We start from the raw sequence: 14709 nt of genomic DNA, 5'->3' as shown, positions 1-14709 counted from the left end.
GACCTCGCGTGGACGGGGCGGCAGACCGAGAGTATGGCATATAGCTAGCTAGCCCAGGCGGCGCTTGAGGTGCTCACTGATTACAGCGTCTGCCTCACGCTCTCTAGTTATCATTCCCAGCTCATTCCTCGCCACCATCATTCACCGATGAACCACCCCTAGCTCATAGCTGTGAACCACCCCATCCCCTTTCCTTCAAGAATTTTGGGCTGTGACATTGTTGCCGCTGACCGAAAACTGACCCAGGTGTTCAACTGCTTCTGCTCAATTTTTGGGCAGAAGAACACAGGGTATTAGCATGGAATGATGGGCAAAAATCGGCGCATGTATTTTCGCGACAGGCTGTCGCTGCACCAGATAGCCAAGCGTACCGGGTTGTCGAGAAACACCATCCGAAAATGGGTCAGAGCATTGCAGCGATGGTTGGTGCAGCCGTTCGGCATCGAGCACGACCCGGAATTCTTCCTCCCTTGCCGCGCTGGCCACCGGCAGCCGGTCCGCCGCACGCGGCAGGGCTGGCCATCGCCCAGGTACAGCCGTTCGGCATCGAGCACGACCCGGAATCCTTCCCCCTTTGCCGCGCTGGCCACCGGCAGCCGATCCGCCGCACGCGGCAGGGCTGGCCATCGCCCAGGTGCAGCCGTTCGGCATCGAGCACGACCCGGAATCCTTCCCCCCTTTGCCGCGCTGGCCACCGGCAGCCGATCCGCCGCACGACAGGCTTGCCACTGCCCAGGTACAGGTTCTTTCGGTCGCTCAAAGGACCGTCCACGCATATGCGAAATTGCACTCCACTTGACCACCCGCTTGCATTAGACCTGACTAGTCATTTGCATTCGTTCTGACCACCGATCGCATCGGATTTTACCGGCACGCTTAGTGACCATCGGCGTTTGTCGGGTAGCCAGACGCGGTTGCCCGCGTCCAGCCCCCTAAGAACCGTGCATGCGCCTTTCAACGCACACGGCTCAAGCCTCTACTAAGGCATCTTTCGACACCCGGTTACCCAACTTCGTTTTAGGCGTGTTGCTGATTTCTACGGCAATTGAGATGGTGCATTTGCAGGTTGCTTGCTGCATCTGATCCGCCGTCAGTCCGTTTTACAATACAGCGAACATCCCAAGGGGTGTTCTTTGTGATTGGTTTCTGACAGGTAGAGCACATGCCATCTTGCCTCCGCCAGACACGGTAAAGCTTCCCGCGACCTTTCGACGAGTACAGCATTTTCTTGCTCCATCGGGACTCGAAATACTGCTCCCACTGTGGGTCGTGCGGGTTCGCGTCCGCTTTGATCTTGATGTGCCGCTGTATTGGCGTATCCGACTCTGCGAGCAGGATGCGCTCCCTTTTCGCTCCATCTTTTCTTTCTTCTGTTGCGGCAAATACCCAAGTTCGGGTGCCTCTGGTCTTGAAGTAGTGCTCCTTAACCCACCGGGCTCCTTTGTTCGGGTGCCTTCTTACCGCCCATCGCCATAGCATTGACCATACGTTGGAGTCGATTCGATTAAAGGTTTTCTTGGCGACTACATGGCTGTGGTAATTCGCCCATCCTCGTAACACAGGATTGAGCTGTTTTATCAGGTCAGTCTGTTTAGCCGGCCTGTTGGCCTTTATGACTTCGCGGATTTTGTCAAGATGCGCTTTGACGTTCGCTTTCGACGGCTTCATCAACAGCTTGCCGCTGTACTTGCGGATGTTCCATCCGAGGAAGTCAAACCCATCCTTGATGTGCGTTACTTTGGTTTTTTCAGGTGACAGGACTAGCCCACGCTCTGCCAGAAATTCAACCACTGCGGGCTTGACCTCTTGTTCCAGCCACTCTTTCGAATTACCAGTAATAATGAAGTCATCCGCGTAACGCACCATGTTCATTTTCCGGCCTGTTCTCTTCGCTTTCGGGAATTTTTCCGAGAGCATCAGTTCGAGGCCATCCAATGTCATGTTTGCCAACACTGGCGATATTATGCCCCCTTGCGGGGCGCCGGAGTCGGTGGGAAAGAGTTTGTTTTGATACACGAATCCCGCCTTGAGCCACTTATTTAAAACCACCTTGTCCGTTGAGATATTGGTGATCATCCAGTCGTGACTGATTTTGTCGAAACAGCCTTGAATATCAGCCTCCAGCACCCACTGCGCGCTCGCCTTTTGCGCCAAACAAGTGAAGCATTGTTCACCGGCATCGGCAGTTGAGCGTTCCGGCCTGAACCCATAAGAATTCAGGTCGGCGGTGGTTTCCGCGATCGGTTCCAGGGCCAGCAAGTGCAACGCTTGCATAGCCCTACACTTCATCACGGGTATGCCGAGCGGCCTCGTCTTGCCATTTTTTTTCGGAATCATCACTCTCCGAAGCGGAAGAGGCGAGTAACCTCGCCGCTTCAACGACGCAATCGCGTTGGTCTTTGCCCTCGGCGTTTTCCACGTCACCTTGTCCACGCCGGGGGTATTCTTGCCTTTGTTTTCAGTCACTCGCTTGACGGCTAATGCCTTGCCACAAAACGAGTGGGTCAGCAGCCATTGCAAGGCTTTCGCCTTGTTGTGCCTGCCGGCCTGGGTGGCCTTCACAATACGCGTTTGCAGCCGTCTTACATGGCGCTGGACATCGATCCAATTAATGCCGTCCCATGCCACGCCGGAAGGTGCACACGCCAGTGTTGCAGCATTCATTTGCTCTCCTCCCGTTTAGATGGTTCTAAAAATTCTCTTGTGAAGAGAGACCAAGAGGAAGTCTGCCCGCTTTCGCGTGGGGTGATGTTGCAATCCCTATCCGTCCCATTACAGGGCGGCGTTCGCTTTGTCCTCGATCCTGTTCCCGCACCGCCATTGGCAGACCTTGCGGCCTACTGTCCCCGCAGGGCGCGATACGGGGTTCCCACGTTCCACTTGCAGAAGTATGTCGGGTTAGGTGCCTGCTATGAGCCGGGAGGCGTGCGGGTCACGAAGGCGCACTTGAAAAGCGCTCTTCCCACCTCCGTTACCGTTTTGGTTCAAGCGCAATAGCCATTTCCGCTTGTTCAACTTAACGACCTTTAGCGCAGATTCACATGTGTTCACCATACCAACTATCTAGCACTACACCGGCGTATGGCTGCCAGAAGAGTACGCCTCTCGCGATTGATACCCCGCACCTCGCAGTGCTTCGTTACATTGTCAGAGTCGCTCTTTATTCAGACTCCTAGATTCACCAAGTGACATTGGTGGTTCCCTCAGTTGAAGCGGGAACAACTTCTACAAACGACTTCGTGTCGCACTTCAAGGTACTTGTCGCATCGACCGTCTAACTATGCCGCTCTTTTCTCGACCTGCTGCTCCCGGTCCGGATTCAGCAACACAGTACCGATCGGCTCCCAGTTACGCGTCCGGCCTGACCACCGCTCCGGCTTTTTCTCCTTGGCTCGCTCATACAACTCATGCCGTCGGGCCAGGACCTGATGGTCCATTCCTCGATGCCGCTCGGCTGGCGTGACGAACCGGATACGGCTATGCCGGTGCTCGTGGTTATACCAGCGCATGAAATCCCTCACCCAAGCGCGTGCAGCGTCCAAGCTGGCAAAGCCATCCGGCGGCCATTGCGGGCAGTATTTCAGCGTTCTAAACAGCGACTCCGAGTAAGGGTTGTCGTTGCTGACCCGCGGTCGTCCCCGCGAGGGCGTGATGCCCAGGTCATACATCTTGTTCAACAGCGTCACCGATTTCATCGGCGCTCCGTTGTCCGAGTGCAGCACCAGAGGCTCGCGCAAACACTGCTCGCCGATCACGCTGCGTTGCAGCAGCGCAGCGGCTTTCTCGCCGCTTTCCGCGTCGTAAACCTCCCAGCCCACGGCTTTGCGGCTGTAAATATCTTCGATCAAATAGAGGTAGTAATACTTTCCACGTATCGGCGACGGCAAATAGGTGATGTCCCACGACCACACCTGATTGGGCCCTTTGGCCGCATGCGTCGTCGGTGCGGCATGCCGCCTGGGGCGTTGGCTACGACCTCGGTGTTGCTGTTGGCCCGCCGCCCGCAAGACGCGATAAAACGTCGCCTCCGACGCCAGATAACGCCCTTGATCGGCCAGGCGCGGCACGATCTGACTCGGCGGTAGATGGGCGTACTCAGAGCTGTTGCACAGCGTCACAATCACCTGTCGCTCGGCCTCGCTCAGTGCGTTACAGGGCGTTGGCCGCACGACCGTCGTTCGAGCATCGGCCTGAACGACTTCAGTTTCGGTCCAGCGTTGCAGGGTTCGCAGCGATAAACCGACCTCCTGGCAGGCCCGGATTTTTCTGGCTCCCGCCATGACCGCTTCACTCAGCCAGTCAACGAACAACTGCCGTTGCGGCAAAGACGTCAGTTGTCCTCGTTGTCGGTCCCCCAGTAGTCGTTGAGCTTTTTTCGCAGCACCAACAACGCGGCTGTTTCAGCGAGCGCCTTATCTTTGCGGCGCAGTTCTCGCTCAAGTTCCTGGATACGCTTCTTATCCTTGCGCGACTGCTCTCGATCCTCTTTTTGCAGGGCTTTATCCGACTTCTGGCCGGTAATGAAGGCTTGTCGCCAAGCAGTGATTTGCTCGGGGTAAAGGCCTTTGCGCCGGCAATACTCGCCCAGGTCGATCTCGGACAAGCCGGCCGCTTCAAGGACAACAGCAAACTTGGTTTCGGCTGACCAGTTCTCGGTCAGCGGCTTGTTTTCGGACACTGCATTTCCTTCAGAACTGAGCTGCTTGCGCCAGTTGGACAAAGACATTTCGCTGACCCCTTCGCGCCGAGAAACCTCGGCCATCGTCAGGCTCAGTGGGGGAAGCAGCATCTTGAGCAATGCGGCTCTGCGTTCAGGTGAATAATACGGCACGACCAGTCTCTTTCCGCCCCCGATATGCTTTTTTAGGAAAAATCGGAGAGGCGACAACTATCCTGACACCGGGGGCCATGATCGGCAGAGAACGGCCAAAAGCAGCCGGTGGACAGAGCGAACGAAGTAGCTATGCTTCCTTTTACTGGTTGAGCAAACTGGGCTTTCCGTCCGTGGCGTATACCCCTTCAGCGATCACTAGGCTGTCACAATACCCGACCTAGTCAGCGGGTAGGTGAGAAAACAAAAAATGTTATCCACCAAGCCCGCGAAAGCCTTACCACCCCACTTTGGGTCTATTTATAGATAGAAACCACAAAGGGAGATGCAAGATGACTCCAGACAAACCAGCAGGTACTGAGGAGCGGGCCGATCTTATCGCTTTATATCAAGTTACCACGCAAGATTTGGCATTCTTCAAGTCACAACAGTGGTCCCTCACCAACTACGGACTGCTTGCACTCACAGCCATTGCTGGAACTCCTCAAATCACAGGCCTCACTCTCACAAAATGTATCGCCGCAATACTGTGCATCAGCGCTGTTGCTATTGCGAGCCTAACTGCCTGGCTACTTTGGCGTCTACATGGCTCTATAGAGCAAAGGCGAAGTCGCCTTGAGAGAGTGTATGCCAAGTTGTCAGATGCATTTCGGGACGCTCGTGGAGTCAAGAGTAGAGCTAGTGCTTGGGAAATGGTCATTCCGTTGTGGGTAGTATTGCTCTTGGCCTTAGCTCTTTCACTGTGGCTTGTAGTCAGTGGTGTTTAACAGCAGCGCTAACTGGTATCGCGCTCCGTGGCCGATTAACGTTAAGCCAATAGGAGGGAGTCCATCGTGAAACGCATCATTACGGTAATTTTTTTAGCTTTCTCTATTGTGGCCTGTGCAACCGGAGAGCTGGTTAGAGGCGGCCTCCGAGAAGGCATGACTAAATCAGAGGTAATCTCTTTACTTGGAAACCCAGACGGCTTCAAAAGAGCCGGAGAGCAAGAAGCCCTGCTCTACACAAATAGACTTGTCAGTGGATGGTCTTGGGACAGAACAGATTATACGGTAATTCTAAAAAACGGCCATGTCGTAGAGTATGGTAATGGCCAAGTTCGCCAGAATAGCTCCAATACTTTAATTCTCACCCCCTTAAATTAATGGCATAACAAGTCATTCAAGGCCGACGCCTTCGACGCTGCCTTAACCACAACGTTAACAGTTAAAGGAGTGGGCATGCTGAAAATAATTAAGACTATAGCTCTATTATTTATTGCTGGGTGCACGACCACTCAAGAAATCAAGCGCCCTAATGGTAATACTGAGTATCTTATAGCCTGCGGTGCTGGGCTTGGCTGGAATATCTGCTATGACAAAGCCAATGAAATCTGTCCGCAAGGTTATGAAACATTAACTGAAAATTCTGGGCTCAACAGAAAAGAGTTGCGTATCGCCTGCCCGGACAAAAAATTAAATATGGTTAAACCATGAATAGATTTCGCCCCTATGCCCAATAACCTGATAACAATGCGCTGATTTTCCCTGCAAGCAATGAGTAAAGCTTTCCTTCACCATATGTTAATACGGTTGCATTCGTATATCCTGCCAGTGGCGGACGTTACTACCCTGGCCACTCCGTGGCTTGCACAGCAGGGGCCAAGCGCTCAAGGACGAAGGCAAGTAAATTCCGACGGTGAACGACCGTAAAGGGTCGACTGCCGTCGGTCGTGACAGACTGAAGTCGACCCAAACTGGTCAGTCGTGATAGGCCAAAAGCGGGCGATGAAACCTAGGCGTTATGTGATGTGCGAGCCTACACAGAAGCTTCTAGTCGCAGCAGAGCTATTGGGCCAATAGTGGACTTTTTGAATAAATTCAAAACGCACGGTGCTTTACCGAAGCGAACCCGCAGGCTCGTTACCCCGCTGCAGAACGCTGCCTTTTTATCCGGTACATATCGCCATCCGCATGGCTGAGCAGCGTATCGGCATCCTCCCCGTCCGCGGGATAACAGGCGACGCCGATGCTGCAGGACGGCATTTTGATTTCGCCAAACTCAGCGCCGAGCGGCGCGGCCATGATCGCGAGGATCTGCTCCACCTTCTCGGAAACGGCGTCCTGCGAGTGGATATCCGTCAACAGAACAGTGAACTCATCACCGCCCATCCGCGCCACCGTGTCCGTTTCACGCACGCAGCCTTCCAGCCGTCGTGCAATCACACAGAGCACACGATCGCCCGCTGCATGCCCATGGACATCATTGATACCCTTGAAGTCGTTGATATCCAGAAACAGCAATGCCAAGGAGTTTTGGTGGCGGTGTGCCGCTTTCAGGGCCGAGTCCAGTCGATCATTGAACAGCGATCGGTTGGTCAGTGCTGTCAGCGGATCATGGTGGGCGAGGAAACGTAATTCCTCTTCGGCTTGCCAGAGGGCGGTCACGTCCCGCGCGACACCGATTCGCGCCCCCACCTCCTCGGACCAGAAGGCAGCCCACAGGATGTGCACGACACCGCCATCCTTGCGGATATAACGGTTGCGAAAATCGACGTGGGGTTGACCATTCATGACCCGGATAATGGAAGCCCGTGTGATCGCCAAATCCTCAGGATGCATATAGTCGGTGATCAAGGTGCCGGTCAGCTCGTCGGCACGGTAACCGAGCAGTGACTCACAGGCTTCGCTCACAAATGCAATCTGATTGTCCCTGTCGACCACGAAGACCGTGTCCAGCATCAGATGGATCAGTTTGGGGTAGAGCGCTTGCAAGCCAACGGGCATAGGTCAGGAGTCCGGTTGATATTTCTTGATCATAGCCCGAGCGCGAGACGCCGTGCGAGATCAGCTTTCAGAGGAAATGATCGAGTCGGGACTGGTTTCAGCCGCTAACTTTAATCGGTCAGCTTTACAAATGTATTTAGGCTTACTTTTCGGTGCCAATTTGGCACTAGCCTTTTGGGCATTCGCCTTTAATATCTGATTAATTTTTTTACGACGATTCATATTTTCTACTCAGTTTTTAAGTTCTTGCACACATTTCAGGGCGGTTCACATAGGCCCGGGCCCCAGCTCAAGCCAGCAGTTCGGTGATCCATCGGGCCTGCTGGGCGATGTCTTGCACCTTCGTCTCGGGCACGGCCTGTCGCGCTCGGGCGAAGTGGGTCAGGGTCTTCTGCTTTAGCCGCAGCAGACGCTGCCACTTGGCCAGAAACGCCGGCGTGCGTGCCTGCATCTGCAGCGGGCCGAAGTACAGCTGCTCGGTGGTGTATATCACCGGCCCCATGCGCTCGGCGACGATGATTTCGTAGTCGAAGCGGTTTTCCCGCAGCACTTCTTCTTCGATGATGCGATAACCATTGTCCATCAGCCATTGGCGCAGCGGCTGCTCGCCGCCGTTGGGTTGCAGGATCAGGCGCTCCTGGCCGCTCAAGCGCCCCTTGCCGCTGTCGAGGATGTCGCGGATCGTCTCGCCGCCCATGCCGCAGATGCTGATCGCCGTGATCCCATCCCCCGGCTCGATCGCCGCCAGGCCATTGGCCAGGCGCACAGTGATCCGCAGGTCCTGACCGCTCTCGCGCACCGTACGTTGGGCCGAGTGAAACGGCGTCAATGCCACCTCGCCAGCCACCGCCGCCTCAATGGCGCCACGGCGCATCAACGCCACCGGCAGGTAGCCGTGATCCGAGCCAATATCGGCCAGCCGCGCACCTACGGGTACATGCGCCGCCACGCGCTGCAGGCGCATGGACAATGTCTGTTCGTTCAACTACAGCCCCTTTACACCACGAACGTCCAGCGCTTTTGGCCAGATCGGGGCGCGATTCTGTCGAGCAATGCCGTGCATTTCAACTTTATGTGACCAACTCGGCAATCACTTCTGCTCGAGTGGTGACCTGGCGGAAGTGATGCTTCCAAAGATCGATCCCCAACTTGCCAGACCTGTCCAGGGATGAACCCACTGTCAGGTCGGTCACCAGCGTAGGGTTAAGCCCTGCATCGAACAACGCAAATCCGGCGGCGAGCACGCAGGTTTCGGTTTGCAGGCCACAGACCAGGACACGCTCCACGCCAAGCTGCTTGATGTACTCGAGCGCTTCAACGGTCTGCCCGTAGCCGTGCTTTACGAATACCTCGTCTGCCTCGACCAGGCTCTCGTCCTCTGCCGCAGGATGCCAGCCGAGCTGTCTGTGAAACGGGGTGACCTGCTCATCATGGAGCTCGACCGATGCGATCGTGGGGATTCTCGCGGATATCGCCCGCACACCGTCGATTAGCCACTCCGGTGGACTGAACGTGGACTGGACATCAACGATAAGCAAAACCTGTCGCATGGGCTTCTCCCGAACGCTACCTGAGGGCGCGAACTATACCGATCCCTGCGCTGAATGACCTCTTTCGGCCGAATACTGCGGCCGTTGGCTATTTAAGCAACGGCTTCATAGAACTTTTCCCTATTTATCGGTCTATGTGGATAGGCACATTCGCTCGGTGAACGCGAACCCGCAGGTTTTCCGCAGCCAGATGGCCACACGTCCACTTGTCTATCAGAGGTTGTCTTCGCTCATGAAATTCCATGATCTACGGATGGTGCTCCTCGGCCTGTTCGCGTTCGCGGCAGTGGGCTCGGCATCAGCAACACAGATGAAGACCTCATCTCCTGTTTTCGCCACTGAAGTCGCAGCCGTTCAGGCGCAGGACGGGGCTGCCGACAACCCTTGGCCAACCTTGGCCAGTATGGCCGGCAATGCGCCAGGAGCGTTGCTTGCCCATGACGACCGATACCGACATGACCATCGGTACGATCGTAGACACGATTGGCGCCGAGACAACTGGCGTAGAGACCACTGGCGTAGAGAGCAAGCCCGCCGAGAAGCCGAACGCCATCGTGATTGGGAACGCTACCATGATCGTGCCGAGCGGCACCGCTACGAGGACGATCGCCGCTACTATCGTCGCTAGGGCTTCCCCTCAAACATTGAATCCCACATTGAATTGGCTGTGAGCTGGATTTTTGTGGGAGCTGGCTCTGCCAGCGAATAGGCCCACTATAGTAATACCCTGCAAACCACCCAACCGGCGGGAAGAGGATGTAAAGCGACTAGCCCGGTATGTGATTGCCAACCCGTTGAGGGCTGGATGGGTGGAGCAGGTGAGGATTATCTGCTGTGGGATGTTATGTGGCTGTCAGGGCCTCATTCGCTGGCAGAGCCAGCTCCCACAAAGTCCCAGGCTTGGGGGCGACCCCTACTCTGCCAACCGCACCCCTACTCGGCCTCGATGGGATAAGCCTGCCTGCAAGGCAAACGCGACAATCACGGTGGAGGGTGCGGAAAAACTGCTCAGGCCGCCGCCAGAAAACATCAACCCAAGCCCCAAGGCGGTAGCACCGAACCAGGCGGTCAAGCCCACCGGGTTAAACGCGGCCACCCGTTCGAGCGCCGCCACGTCGCTGCGGCCATAGAGAATCTGCGCCAACGCCACGCCCACCCAGGCCACCACGAATATCCCTTGGTAGGCCAACGCCTTGAGAAGGTAGGCAAACACGTCCGCGAGCATCAGGCCGTACACGATCACCCCAACCGCCAGCGCCCACATCAAGTACGAGGCGCGCAGGCCAAAGCGTGCAAAGAAAGCCTGCATATTCAGTGTCGCCAGGTAGTAATTGGCGGTGTTGATTCGAGTTTGCGTGGCCCAGACAAACAGCAATCCCCACAAGCCCATCAACTGCAGAATCGCCATCACCACCGACACTTCGTTCAGCGCACCTTCATGGGGAATGCTGCTGACCAGGTAGATGCCGGCTGCACCGTTGAGCAGAAACGTCACCGCATAGAACGGCATCCCAAAGTTCCAGCGACCGTGGTACTCGGCGTCTTCAGGCTTGCCGAAACGGGCGTAGTCGAAGGTGAACAGCATCAGCACCCAAACCCCCATGTAGGCGACAAAGCAATCCCACCAGCCGAAAGCGCTGGGCGTTGCCGGGCCGAAATCCAGCCATTGCGGCTGGTAGCCATAGCGACTGATCGACAACCCCACCGCCACCAGCAAACCGCCCAGGTACACTGGCAACAACATGCCGTTAAGCTTGTCCAGCCAGTGCTGCACGCTGCCCAGAATCATCGGCACGCTGTACAGGACCACCAGCAATGCCGCCAGCGGATAGACCAGTTCCGGGTACAGGTGATTGAGCGCCACGGCGATCACCGAACCCTCGAACACCGCGTAATAAATGGCCGTGGAAAAGAAGATCAAGGTCGCCAGGCATGCCCCGGTGCTGCCGAACAGCAGCCGTGAAAACAACGCCACCGACAAGCCGCTGCGGATGGCGAAGCGGCTGAGCACACTGTTGACCAGCCCATAACTGATCACCGACAGCACCATCCCGATCAGCGCATTGCGGGCACCGTACGACAACGCCAGTGACGCGCCGACCACGATATAGAACATCGCACTGCACACGGCCCACCAGGCCATGGTCAGGGACAGTCGCCCCATGCGTGCTTCAGCGGGAACGGGGTGATGGGCCGGGTCTTGTCCGGTTTGACTCGATTGCGATAAAGCAGCCATATGCGTGAACTCCAGAACCAGTCAAAGGTAGAAGCGCGGGCAGCCGTCACCGCACCGAAGTGCGGCGTTGGCCTACCGTTTGGCATGACCCGCGCAATGCGGCGGGCAGAATCAGGAAGGGAACAGCTTGCTCAGGCAGCTGAGTTTTTTCTTATAGGAACGTCGCGCTTCCAGCGCCTCCTCAAGGGTGACCGCCACAAAGCGGGCCTTCTGGTTGGGTTGCATCTGGCCGATCAAATCCAGGTCGGCGCTGATCACCGTGCCGATCATCGCATAGCCGCCACCGGACACCGCGTCGCGGTGCAACACGATCGGTTCAAGCCCGGCCGGGACCTGGATCGAGCCGATCGGGTAGCAACTGTCGACGATGTTCGAGGGATCGGAACCGGCGCCGAATGGCTGCTCACGGGGCTTAAAGCTCAGCGCGCTGCCACCCTTCAAGCGATAGCCGATGCGGTCGGCTTCGGAACCGACCGTCCATTGCTCGGCGAAAAAGCTCTTCGCAGCGGCTTCAGTCAAGCGGTGGTAGTACAGGCCCGGTACAACGCGCAAGGTGACTTCGCCACCCAAGGATTGGCGCAGCGCCATGGGCAAACTGGCCCCCGCGCGGCTCTTGCCGCTGTCAATGCCGACCGGCAGCTCATCACCCGCCACCAGCCTGCGCCCCTGAAAACCACCGAGCGCGCCTAACGCATAAGTGGAACGACTGCCGAGCACCACCGGCACATCAATGCCGCCGGCCACCGCCACATAGGCGCGCGCACCGGCCTTGGGGAAATCAAAACGCAGCACTTGCCCAGCCTTCACCGAGAACGCCGTGTCTTGGTGCATTTCCACACCGTCGACCCGTGGTGTCATGTGCGCGCCGCAGACCGCCACTAAAGCGTCTTGCTGGAACTCCAGTTCTGGCCCCAGCAGCGTGCATTCCAGCGCCGCAAAACCTGCCGGGTTGCCAACCAGTTGATTGGCCGCGCTCAAGGCATATTGATCGAGGGCGCCGGAAGGTGGAATGCCCAAGTGGTAATACCCTTCGCGGCCCAGGTCCTGTACCGAGGTGGCGAGACCGGGTTTGAATACCTTGATCATGCCAGCACCTCCTGAAGCGACTTGGGATAGCCGACAGGGTCGGCCAGAAACGCGTCCAGCGAAAACTCCACCGGCCGAATCCGCAGATCGAAACGCCCGGCTTCCACTTCGGCCACGGCGTGGTCATAGGCTTCGCGGTCCATCGGTTTGAACTGCACGATGTCGCCGGGGCGGAAAAACACCATGTGCTCTTTCAGGTACGCCAAGTTTTGCTGCGGGTCGTAGATCGGTGCCGGGGTGACACCAAACATCTGATAACCACCGGCACCGCGCACCGAGTAAATGCAGCCAAAGCAACCGCCGTGACCCAAGGTCAATTTAGGCGTGTCGGTGCGTGGGCGCAGGTACTTGGGCACCTGCAACTGATGCTCGCGCTCGACCATCTGAAACATAAACGGCAGCCCCGCGACGAAGCCGACCATCGAGACAAACCACGGCGCTCCACTGTGGGCGGCGATGAACGCATCGACGTCCGCCAGACCGTTGATACGCGCAGCGTATTCCAGGTCCGTGGCGCTCGGGTCTTGATGGCGATCACGAAAGCGCATCAGGGTTTCATGGGTCCAAGGGTCGTTGTAGAGCACCGGGATCTCGATGATCCGCGTCTGCAACGTGCGCTCGGCGACCGCCTCGGCCTCGGCGCCTTTCACCGCTTCGAGCAAGGTGTGAGGGGCGATACGATCCGGGTCAAAGCGAATCTGGAACGACGCATTGGCCAGGCACACATCGAGCACGCCATCGAGCGCCAACCGCTCTACCGCACGGGTGACGGCCAAGCCCTTGAAAAACGCGTCCAGGGACATGCTGTCGCTGACTTCGGCGAACAAATGCTCGTCGGCACCAAAGCTGTAGCGGATTGGCGTGCTCATGCTTGATCTCCACTGCGGCGCTCGGCCAGCCAGGTTTCCAGGGTGCCAGTGTGGAAGTCGGCGCTGTGCAGCCACGGTTGTTCCAACAATTCGCCGTGCAGCGACAAGGTGCTGGCCATGCCGGTGAGCGTGGTTTGCTCGACCGCGATTCGCGCACGCGCCAAGGCTTGGGAGCGATCAGCACCGTGAACGATCAGTTTGGCCAACAGCGAATCATAGTATGGCGGCACGCGGTAGCCTTGATACAGATGAGTGTCGACGCGAATACCCTCCCCTTGCGGCCAGTTCAACGACTCGACCAAGCCTGGGCTTGGAAAGAAATCCCGCGCCGGGTCTTCGGCGTTCAGGCGCATTTGCAGTGCGGCGCCGTTAAGCTGAATGTCACTCTGCTTGAAGCCCAACGGCTCGCCGCCAGCAATGCGTAACATTGCCTGTACCAGGTCGATGCCGGTGATCAGCTCGCTGACGGGGTGTTCTACCTGGATCCGCGTGTTCATCTCGATAAAGAAAAACTCGCCCGTCGCGTCGTCATACAGGTATTCCAGGGTTCCGGCGCCCTTGTATCCCAGCGATTCAGTCAGGCGTACGGCGCTGGCGCAGAGCGTTTCGCGCTGTTGCTGGTTGAGGACCGGCGACGGTGCTTCTTCGAAGATTTTCTGCCGGCGACGTTGCAGTGAGCACTCGCGCTCGAATAGATGCACAGCGTGCTGGCCATCTCCCAACACCTGGACTTCGATGTGTCGGGCCTTGCTGATAAACCGTTCTAGGTACACCCCGCCATTGCCGAATGCAGCCTGGGCTTCGCGCTGTGAACGAGGGAACTCTTCACTCAATTGCTCTGCGTTTTGCGCCAGCCGAATACCACGCCCGCCGCCACCGGCAGACGCTTTGATCAACAGGGGGAAGCCAACTACTTCTGCAGCCTTGAGCGCCGACTCAACGTCGAACAATTCACCCGGTGAGCCCGGCACCACGGGGACGCCCGCCGCTTGCGCGGTGCGCCGTGCCTCGGCTTTATCACCCATGCGCCGGATCGTCACAGGGTGCGGGCCGACGAAAATCGCGCCGGCGGCGATCACTGCTTCAGCAAAATCGGCGTTCTCGGAGAGAAAGCCATAACCTGGGTGTACCGCATTGGCGCCGGTGGCTTTCAAGGCGCCTAACAGTGCCTCGACGTTCAGGTAACTTTTGTCAGCGCGGGCCGGGCCGAGAATGTGAACCTCGTCAGCGAGGCGTGCCGCCTGAGAATCAACGTCCGCCTCGCTGCACGCGGCAACGGTGGGAATGCCCAGTGCTTTGGCGGCACGGATGATCCGCACGGCAATCTCGCCGCGGTTGGCGATCAGCAACTTATGAATGGCTTGAGTCATGA

At 57.2% G+C, this 14709-nt stretch carries 14 protein-coding genes and 2 pseudogenes; 6 read left to right on the top strand and 10 right to left on the bottom strand.

Translation table 11 applies throughout. The annotated features are described in order from the left end of the window. Positions 1-306: 306 nt before the first annotated feature. A pseudogene (locus AC3IX4_RS13275) lies at positions 307-411 on the top strand (helix-turn-helix domain-containing protein); the annotation flags it as partial. A 606-nt stretch (positions 412-1017) separates the two neighbouring features. Here AC3IX4_RS13275 and ltrA read toward each other — a convergent pair. Both ltrA and AC3IX4_RS13265 read right to left on the bottom strand, forming a co-directional pair. Then, a complete protein-coding gene (gene ltrA, locus AC3IX4_RS13270; protein ID WP_489256427.1) occupies positions 1018-2664 on the bottom strand; it encodes a group II intron reverse transcriptase/maturase in 1647 nt (548 codons plus the stop codon). A 614-nt stretch (positions 2665-3278) separates the two neighbouring features. Beyond that, positions 3279-4831, bottom strand: a protein-coding gene (locus tag AC3IX4_RS13265) for an IS3 family transposase (RefSeq protein ID WP_489260963.1) whose coding sequence is annotated in 2 segments (ribosomal slippage) — positions 3279-4369 and positions 4369-4831 — 1554 coding nt in all. Because the reading frame shifts where the segments join, the coding sequence is not laid out codon by codon here. Positions 4832-5163: 332 nt separating this feature from the next. Here AC3IX4_RS13265 and AC3IX4_RS13260 point away from each other — a divergent pair. The 3 genes from AC3IX4_RS13260 (at position 5164) to AC3IX4_RS13250 (ending at position 6306) form a co-directional block, all read left to right on the top strand. Next, positions 5164-5598, top strand: a complete 435-nt coding sequence (locus AC3IX4_RS13260; RefSeq protein WP_489260962.1) for a hypothetical protein — start codon at positions 5164-5166, stop codon at positions 5596-5598. 66 nt (positions 5599-5664) lie between these two features. Continuing rightward, positions 5665-5976: a hypothetical protein gene (locus tag AC3IX4_RS13255; protein WP_489260961.1), complete on the top strand. Its 312-nt coding sequence runs from the start codon at positions 5665-5667 to the stop codon at positions 5974-5976. 75 nt (positions 5977-6051) lie between these two features. After that, complete coding sequence (locus AC3IX4_RS13250; protein WP_489260960.1) at positions 6052-6306, top strand: hypothetical protein; 255 nt, start codon at positions 6052-6054, stop codon at positions 6304-6306. 426 nt (positions 6307-6732) lie between these two features. Here AC3IX4_RS13250 and AC3IX4_RS13245 read toward each other — a convergent pair whose 3' ends face one another. The 4 genes from AC3IX4_RS13245 to AC3IX4_RS13230 all read right to left on the bottom strand — a co-directional run bounded on the left by AC3IX4_RS13245 (position 6733) and on the right by AC3IX4_RS13230 (position 9146). Beyond that, entirely contained in the window at positions 6733-7596 is an 864-nt protein-coding gene (locus AC3IX4_RS13245) for a diguanylate cyclase domain-containing protein (RefSeq protein WP_489260959.1), read from the bottom strand. 60 nt (positions 7597-7656) lie between these two features. Then, a complete protein-coding gene (locus AC3IX4_RS13240; protein WP_489260958.1) occupies positions 7657-7818 on the bottom strand; it encodes a DUF2986 domain-containing protein in 162 nt (53 codons plus the stop codon). A 67-nt stretch (positions 7819-7885) separates the two neighbouring features. Then, the gene (locus tag AC3IX4_RS13235) at positions 7886-8581 is read right to left on the bottom strand and encodes a tRNA (adenine(22)-N(1))-methyltransferase (RefSeq protein WP_489260957.1); all 696 of its coding nucleotides are present in this window, start codon (positions 8579-8581) and stop codon (positions 7886-7888) included. Positions 8582-8666: 85 nt separating this feature from the next. Beyond that, positions 8667-9146: an isochorismatase family protein gene (locus tag AC3IX4_RS13230; protein ID WP_489260956.1), complete on the bottom strand. Its 480-nt coding sequence runs from the start codon at positions 9144-9146 to the stop codon at positions 8667-8669. Between the two features lie 232 nt (positions 9147-9378). Here AC3IX4_RS13230 and AC3IX4_RS13225 point away from each other — a divergent pair, with 232 nt between their 5' ends. Beyond that, entirely contained in the window at positions 9379-9774 is a 396-nt protein-coding gene (locus tag AC3IX4_RS13225) for a hypothetical protein (RefSeq protein ID WP_489260955.1), read from the top strand. Between the two features lie 115 nt (positions 9775-9889). Then, positions 9890-9999: pseudogene (locus AC3IX4_RS13220) on the top strand (REP-associated tyrosine transposase); the annotation flags it as partial. A 60-nt stretch (positions 10000-10059) separates the two neighbouring features. Here the strand turns inward: AC3IX4_RS13220 and AC3IX4_RS13215 are convergent. The 4 genes from AC3IX4_RS13215 to AC3IX4_RS13200 all read right to left on the bottom strand — a co-directional run bounded on the left by AC3IX4_RS13215 (position 10060) and on the right by AC3IX4_RS13200 (position 14707). Beyond that, a complete protein-coding gene (locus AC3IX4_RS13215) occupies positions 10060-11382 on the bottom strand; it encodes a purine-cytosine permease family protein (protein ID WP_489260954.1) in 1323 nt (440 codons plus the stop codon). Between the two features lie 111 nt (positions 11383-11493). Then, a complete protein-coding gene (locus tag AC3IX4_RS13210; protein ID WP_489260953.1) occupies positions 11494-12468 on the bottom strand; it encodes a 5-oxoprolinase subunit C family protein in 975 nt (324 codons plus the stop codon). Further along, positions 12465-13337: a 5-oxoprolinase subunit B family protein gene (locus AC3IX4_RS13205; protein WP_489260952.1), complete on the bottom strand. Its 873-nt coding sequence runs from the start codon at positions 13335-13337 to the stop codon at positions 12465-12467. The genes AC3IX4_RS13210 and AC3IX4_RS13205 overlap by 4 nt, the downstream gene beginning before the upstream one ends. Then, the gene (locus tag AC3IX4_RS13200) at positions 13334-14707 is read right to left on the bottom strand and encodes an acetyl-CoA carboxylase biotin carboxylase subunit (protein ID WP_489260951.1); all 1374 of its coding nucleotides are present in this window, start codon (positions 14705-14707) and stop codon (positions 13334-13336) included. The genes AC3IX4_RS13205 and AC3IX4_RS13200 overlap by 4 nt, the downstream gene beginning before the upstream one ends. Positions 14708-14709 lie beyond the last annotated feature (2 nt).

The organism is Pseudomonas sp. KH_021 (genome assembly GCF_057838865.1).
The sequence above is the reverse complement of the archived record's forward strand: the minus strand, read 5'-3'. Positions and strand labels throughout refer to the sequence as shown.